Genomic DNA, 7,008 nt, shown 5'->3' with positions numbered 1-7,008 from the left:
TTGCCGATAGTATGCGATAACTTGCATTTTAAAGTCTAGATCGTAACGCATAAAAATACCCCATAAGTTGTGTCCAACTTATGGGGTTCAGTTCACCAATGGCAGCCCTTTTTCTATTTTAAATGAAGACATGCTCTGACTTATAACCAACCCAATCTTTTAAAGTTAAAGTATAAAAAGCTACATAACGAGATAATAACTGCCATGATAACGAGATAAGAATACTGCCAGTGCAGCTCTGGCATAAAATCAAAGTTCATCCCATAGATACCCGCAATCGCTGTCGGTACCGCTAAGATACCAGCCCAAGCGGCAAGCTTACGCACCACCTCATTCTGTCCCATATTGACCATAGCAAGATAGGTATTCATGACCACGCTTAGCATCTCATTTAAGCCGTTAATGGCATCTAAAGAATGGAGTAAATGGTCATTCACATCTCGAAAGTAAGGTTTAGCAGCGTGAGAAAAGGGCGAGATTAAGTCGCTTTTATCGTGATTAATAAAGAAACTACAGATATCTTGCACCGGTAAAATCACCGCGCGCATATGTACCAGTTGGGATTTTAATTCATATAAATTTCTAAGCGTTTCTTTATTAAATTCATAAGTGAAGATGTTACGTTCTTGCTCCCGTAGATAACTGCCCAAACGATCGGTAATCGGCATATAGTTATCGACGATAAAATCGAGTATGGCATGCAGCACAAAAATAGGTCCCATGCGCAGCTTTTCTGGGCGACGATGACAGTGTTCGCGTACGGGCATATAGGAGTTGGAAGGACCATTACGAATGGTAATAAGGTAGTTTTTACCCATAAATATCGCAGTGGTGCCATAACGAATCACATTGTCTTCGAGCTTGGCGGTACGCAGCACCACAAATATCATGTCATTATCGTAGTTCTCAACCTTAGCACGCTGATGTTCGGCAAAGGCATCTTCAATCGCCAGCTCGTGTAGCTCAAAAGCATCTCTGACTTTGACCATGGTCTCTAAACTGGGATCATAGAGACCAAGCCAGATAAATTGACCGCTATTGCTTAAAGCGCGACTGACATCATTCAGCGCCACTTTATTTAATTTTTCGCCCGTTTTACGCGAGTAAGCATAGCAATTGACCACTTCGTCATCGCTGGATAAATCGATATCCTCATAGCGCTCAGAGTCGGGGTCATAGACGGTCATCGTCTCAATCGTATCCTCGACCGTCGCGTCCGCATCGCCATAAATATAGCTGTCATAGCTATCGTAATTGTCTAAATAAGAGCGCTCATCGCCCGTGTTAGGATCGATAAGGCTGACATTAGAGTCAGGTGTGATACGCGTTGCCGTTTTGACAATCAGGTCATCATCTTGTTTCATACCTTCTCCTTTAGTCTGTGGTTAATATTAAATAAATATTACTTAAAATAGATTATGACATGCGACTAAAATGAATTTTCCCCTGCAAGTTATTTGTCTGCAAACTACAGTGCAAAGCGTTTTAGCGTTTCGATATCAACCAGACTTAATAAGCTTTCGTGACAGGCTTCTAATTTGATTTGCGGGGCAATATCGAAATCTAAGGCTTCAACCCAACGCAGTGCACAAATACACCAGTAGTCACCAGGCTGTAGACCGGCAAAACCATACTCAGGCAGCGGCGTAATCAAATCATTACCACGACTGGCAGAAAAGTTTAAAAATTCGCTGGTCATCTTAGCGCATACGGTATGCTGACCAACGTCATGGTTGCCAGTATGACAAAAGCCATTGCGATAATAACCAGTGAGCGGGTCAAAACAACAGCTGGCAAGGGCAGTACCAAGGACGTTGGTTTTATTAATGGCAGGATTTGGGTGGTAATCAGTTGACATAAGGCTTTCCGAGATAAAATATGCTTTAGTGTAACATGAGTCCACCGATAAGGCGTTATGCAAGCAACAGACCGCAACGCTTAAGGCTGATAGAAACAGTAATGCTGATAAGCAGTGATGTTAAGAAACCAAATTCTAGAAAATAAGTAAAAATTGTGAAAAATAATTAGTATAAACAACCCTGTGTTACTCTTATCAATGATAGGTATTACTTTTTATTTTTAGTTATTCATCTTGAATACATACGCTATTAATAATGAAGGCTTTAAAACTTATTCACCATGAATTAGATGGTAATTGAGGTTAATTGAGGTTAATTGTCACTAGGCGAAGCTTGGCTGCTATGCTAAACTAAAGCATAAAGTGCCTTGATTATTTATCATAGTTTTCTATCGCATAAATTTTAGCGCATAAAGATACTCGTCTTATCATCCTAACTTATATTTATTACTCACCCTTTTGCGGTCACCTAGTTTGCTTATAGATAATTGGGTCAGTGATGTTGCGCGTCAAAAATACGAAACGCCTCGCATCCCTGCAATTGTAAATACAACCTTTTAGTACCGCATCAGTACCGCGTTTTTGGTAAGCGATACGCCAAACAAGGATTCATTGTGTCTGCCAGTTCTGATTCTGCAAAACCTGCCCAGTCAAATACGACAAAACCAGCGGCAACTCAGCCTGCTGATAATCGCGCTACCGCTAATGGCCTGCCATATCTAAGCAACTTTGCCAGCGATGTTGCCAATAATAGCTGGCTGCTGCCTGATGGGGTCGTCGATGTGTTATTTGAAGATGCACATAAGCAAGAAGCACTTAGACATCAATTGATCCAGCAGCTTATCAGCCATGGCTATGAGTTGGTCAATCCACCAATGATCGAGTTTACTGAATCCTTATTGAGTGAAGCCTCAGAAGATTTAAAGCGCCAAACCTTTAAGATTATCGATCAGCTGACCGGTCGTTTGATGGGAGTTCGAGCTGATATTACCCCGCAGATTCTGCGTATTGATGCTCATCACGGTGGTAATGGTATTGCGCGTTATTGCTACGCAGGGGACGTGATTCATACATTGCCTTCAGGACTGTTTGGCTCGCGTACACCGCTACAGTTGGGTGCTGAGATATTTGGTTGCGGCGAACTGGCGGCTGATATTGAGCTGATAGATGTGCTGTTCAGTATGGTCAATAGCTTGGATATGAGCGCGACGCTGCATATTGACTTGGGTCATGTGGCGATATTTAAGCGTTTAGCGGCATTGGCTGAATTGTCGGATAATGACACCGAGCAATTGATGCACCTTTATGCCAATAAGAATTTACCAGAGCTAAAACGTGTCTGTCAGTTGCTGACAATGGGTAATGATTTTTACGCATTGGCACGCTTTGGCCATGACATGGCAAAGTTATTAGACACGCTGTCAGATACTGCCAAGCAAGATACGCACATTGTGACGGCTGTCGATGAGCTACAACGGCTTAAAGCGCATTTAGAGATACAATGGCAGACACCAGTCAGTATCGATGTGACCGAACTGTCGGGCTATCATTATCATACGGGTATAATCTTTAACGGCTATATCAATAGTGAAACCCAGCCGCTAGTACGTGGCGGGCGTTTTGATGGTATGCAGAGCGTGGGGCAATTAAGTGCTAAGCGGTCACGTGAAGCGACAGGCTTTAGTATGGATGTCAGCCGTTTGCTAGCGCATACGCAGCTTGAGTCACCGATTATTGTATTGGTTGATTATCAGGCATTAAATCAGGCTAATGCCGATAAAGCACAAATGCAAGTGCTATTACAGCAGGTCACTAGCTTACGTCAGCAAGGCTATCGCGTCACTATGCCATTAACGGCAGTAGACCGTCCAGCAGCGCTGACGCATCGTTTAAACTTTGTCAATAACCAGTGGCAGTTAGAAGCTATTTAATTTTAAAAGCTATATTTTGAATCTAAAATTTATTTAAAGAAATATCATTAAATGACTGAGTTATTGAACCGCTAAAGAATTATTGCCAACCATATTTTTTAGCATAATTTCAGTTTTAAACCGTTATTGCACACACCTCAATACATAAAGGTAAGGATTAATCATGGGTAAGAATGTCGTAGTTCTGGGTAGCCAATGGGGCGATGAAGGTAAAGGTAAAATCGTTGATTTACTGACCGAAAAAGCCGCAGCAGTTGCACGCTTTCAAGGCGGACATAACGCTGGTCACACTCTAGTCGTTGATGGTAAAACCACCGTTTTACATCTAATTCCATCAGGTATCTTACGTGAAGGCGTGACTTGCTTCATCGGTAATGGCGTGGTGCTAGCACCTGACGCATTATTAAAAGAGATGAAAGAGCTAGAAGACAACAACGTGCCAGTACGTGAGCGCCTACGTATTTCACCAAACTGCCCACTTATCATGCCATATCATGTAGCACTTGACCAAGCACGTGAAGCAAAACGCGGTACTGGCAAAATCGGTACGACAGGTCGCGGTATTGGACCAGCTTATGAAGATAAAGTTGCGCGCCGTGCGATTAAGCTTGCTGACTTGTTCCGTGATGACTTAGAAGAAAAACTACGTAACTTAATCGAATATCATAACTTCCAACTGACTCAGTATTATAAAGTTGACGCCATTGATTTTGATGAGACGTTTAAGCTTTGCCAAGAGTGGAAAGAAGAGATTAAAGGCATGGTTACCGATGTAACCGAAGACCTAAATCAATTACGTCTTGCTGGCAAGAACCTGATGTTTGAAGGTGCGCAAGGTACGTTGCTTGATATCGACCATGGCACTTATCCGTTTGTTACTAGCTCTAGCGTAACCGCGGGCGGTGTATCGACTGGTACGGGTATCGGTCCATTGTATTTAGACTATGTATTGGGTATCACTAAAGCTTATACCACGCGTGTTGGTAGCGGTCCGTTCCCAACTGAATTGTTTGATGATGTTGGTGCTCACTTAGCCAAAGTCGGTCATGAGTTTGGTGCAACGACTGGTCGCGCCCGTCGCTGTGGTTGGTTCGATGCTGAATCATTACGCCGTGCAGTGGTACTGAACTCTATGTCAGGTATCTGCTTGACCAAGCTTGACGTATTAGACGGTCTAGAAGAGTTGCTAATCGGTGTCGGTTATAACCTACCTGAGACTGAGTGTGCTGGCGCGCATGATGCTGAATTCTATGAGTCAGTAACGCCTAAGTACGAAACCCTACAAGGTTGGAGCGAGTCAACCGTTGGTATCACCAACTATGACGATCTACCAGAAAATGCCAAAATATACATCAAACGTATCGAAGAATTGATTGGTTGCCCAGTTGATATCATCTCAACCGGTCCAGACCGTGAAGAGACAATTGTATTGCGCGATCCGTATGATGCTTAATTAGTAAAAAAGTTACTTAGCAACACTTAATACTAACCTCCATTGTCTATATGTAATGGGGGTTTTTTTATGAGAGTTTTTTAAGAGTATTTATAAAATGCTTACAGTTATTAATTACATAAAATCAAGATAAGCACTTTCAAAAAAGATTAAGCTAATAGCCACAACTGCATTGTCGTTGACAATTGAGAATTCCATGTGTCAAAAAGGATTTTTGATTATCAGCAAACTATAATAGGGACATAACATGAAAACTAATATTATGAAGCATACTATTATTAAAACCTCATTAACCATCTTGACCTCAGCTGCTTTAATGTTTCCTATGCTGTCTTGGGGCGCCCAGAATTGTGATAAGCCCATCAATGATTTTGATGGTCTTTATTGCTTAACCAAAGTATATCTAGAAGCAGATAAAGAGCTTAATAATTCTTATACCAAGCTAAATAAAGTTTTAAATAGCCAGCAAAAAACCACACTTAAACGTGGGCAACTTGCTTGGATGCGTGACCGAAATGATCAATGTAGCTATCATGATGAAGATGGTTTTTATGTTAATATGGACTGCGCTACCCGTATTACTACCAAACGGGTAAATTTCTTAAATGACCGTGTACGTGAATGTAATGCTGGCAGCTGTCGAGCCAGTCGTTTAGAAGAGTAATTGGCTAATCGTATGGTTATAAAAGCTATTGTAATGGTATTTGTATTGTCTTTATATCAGTAGGCTTTAAAATGGTGCTTTTCTAATGCATAGCAATTTTAAAGCTTTTTTAAACCTTGCTTTTCTGAGCGGTTAGCGTAATTAACCCTATCATTTATAGTCCCAATCATTATAATAGGCAACAATCCTGTGTTGGCACTCATGTTTTCGTATTGGTAAACCCTGAGTCATCTTAGTCAGCCCAAGCCAACATGGTGGTCAGAGATAAAATTAGTGGTCAGTGATAAAAAAATCCCTTTGCTATTTCATTTCTTATTTTAGTTCAATTTTTTAACCCCTCATCCATTAGGAGCTTTTCATGGCTAACGAACGTACTTTATCTATCATCAAACCTGACGCAGTAGCTGGCAATAACATCGGCGCTATCTATGACCGTTTTGAAAAATCAGGTCTAAAAATTGTTGCTGCTAAAATGATGCAACTTGATGATAAAAAAGCAGGCGGTTTTTACGCTGAGCACGCTGAACGTCCATTTTACAACGACCTAGTATCATTTATGACTTCAGGTCCAGTATTGGTATCAGTATTAGAAGGCGAAAACGCTATCGCTAAGCATCGTGACATCATGGGCGCTACTAACCCAAAAGACGCTGCTGAAGGCACTATCCGTGCTGATTTCGCTAGCAGCATCGATGAAAACGCGGTTCATGGTTCAGATTCAGCAGAATCAGCGGCACGTGAAATCAGCTACTTCTTCAATGAAGAAGAAGTGTGTGCACGTACGCGTTAATAGCAGTTTTTATTAACAGCTGCTTTTGTGCATCATAGTTGTTATGCATAATAATAGTGCTGATTAATAATTAATGTAGCGAGACGGCTTATATCTTTTGGTATAAGCCGTTTTAGCTATTATAATAGTCTGACTATGCATTGAAATTTTAGCTTTTCTCCCTCATTATTAGTTTTATTAAGCGTTATCAATCCTTTATCAGCATATTTCTATCAGTTTTTGGTAAAAAATGCGCTCATAACGGATTGCTCATGCACTCATATATTGAGTACGTCTAGCAAGCCCATCTCAACAATTGCATCACTTATATCA

6 protein-coding genes are annotated in these 7,008 nt (G+C 41.2%); 4 read left to right on the top strand and 2 right to left on the bottom strand.

Going from position 1 to position 7,008, the window contains the following annotated elements:
• Positions 1 to 140 precede the first annotated feature (140 nt).
• Positions 141 to 1,364 carry a magnesium/cobalt transporter CorA gene (corA, locus tag FHS24_RS04400; RefSeq protein WP_183619039.1) on the bottom strand — a complete coding sequence of 408 codons (1,224 nt, stop codon included), beginning with the start codon at positions 1,362 to 1,364 and terminating at the stop codon, positions 141 to 143.
• Positions 1,365 to 1,468: 104 nt separating this feature from the next.
• Positions 1,469 to 1,858: a DUF2237 family protein gene (locus tag FHS24_RS04395; RefSeq protein WP_183619037.1), complete on the bottom strand. Its 390-nt coding sequence runs from the start codon at positions 1,856 to 1,858 to the stop codon at positions 1,469 to 1,471.
• Between the two features lie 614 nt (positions 1,859 to 2,472).
• On the opposite strand from FHS24_RS04395, the gene FHS24_RS04390 reads away from it, so the two are divergent.
• From FHS24_RS04390 to ndk, 4 genes are all read left to right on the top strand, one after another.
• The gene (locus tag FHS24_RS04390) at positions 2,473 to 3,789 is read left to right on the top strand and encodes an ATP phosphoribosyltransferase regulatory subunit (protein ID WP_183619035.1); all 1,317 of its coding nucleotides are present in this window, start codon (positions 2,473 to 2,475) and stop codon (positions 3,787 to 3,789) included.
• A gap of 163 nt (positions 3,790 to 3,952) precedes the next feature.
• Positions 3,953 to 5,242 carry an adenylosuccinate synthase gene (locus tag FHS24_RS04385; protein ID WP_183619033.1) on the top strand — a complete coding sequence of 430 codons (1,290 nt, stop codon included), beginning with the start codon at positions 3,953 to 3,955 and terminating at the stop codon, positions 5,240 to 5,242.
• A 247-nt stretch (positions 5,243 to 5,489) separates the two neighbouring features.
• Positions 5,490 to 5,906 (top strand): lysozyme inhibitor LprI family protein, encoded by a 417-nt coding sequence (locus tag FHS24_RS04380; RefSeq protein ID WP_183619031.1) that lies wholly within the window; start codon positions 5,490 to 5,492, stop codon positions 5,904 to 5,906.
• A 358-nt stretch (positions 5,907 to 6,264) separates the two neighbouring features.
• On the top strand, positions 6,265 to 6,696 hold the full coding sequence (gene ndk / locus FHS24_RS04375) for a nucleoside-diphosphate kinase (RefSeq protein WP_055124481.1): 432 nt from the start codon (positions 6,265 to 6,267) through the stop codon (positions 6,694 to 6,696).
• Positions 6,697 to 7,008: the final 312 nt, after the last annotated feature.

The organism is Psychrobacter luti (genome assembly GCF_014192115.1).
Classification (GTDB): Bacteria; Pseudomonadota; Gammaproteobacteria; order Pseudomonadales; family Moraxellaceae; genus Psychrobacter; species Psychrobacter luti.
Note: the sequence above shows the minus strand (reverse complement) of the source record. Positions and strands in the feature narration are given on the sequence as shown.

Bases quoted from the DNA above. Each gene is read 5' to 3' on its own strand.
- FHS24_RS04385 (WP_183619033.1), top strand. From the start codon at position 3,953: ATGGGTAAGAATGTCGTAGTTCTGGGTAGCCAATGGGGCGATGAAGGT.
- ndk (WP_055124481.1), top strand. From the start codon at position 6,265: ATGGCTAACGAACGTACTTTATCTATCATCAAACCTGACGCAGTAGCT.
- corA (WP_183619039.1), bottom strand. From the start codon at position 1,364: ATGAAACAAGATGATGACCTGATTGTCAAAACGGCAACGCGTATCACA.
- FHS24_RS04395 (WP_183619037.1), bottom strand. From the start codon at position 1,858: ATGTCAACTGATTACCACCCAAATCCTGCCATTAATAAAACCAACGTC.
- FHS24_RS04380 (WP_183619031.1), top strand. From the start codon at position 5,490: ATGAAAACTAATATTATGAAGCATACTATTATTAAAACCTCATTAACC.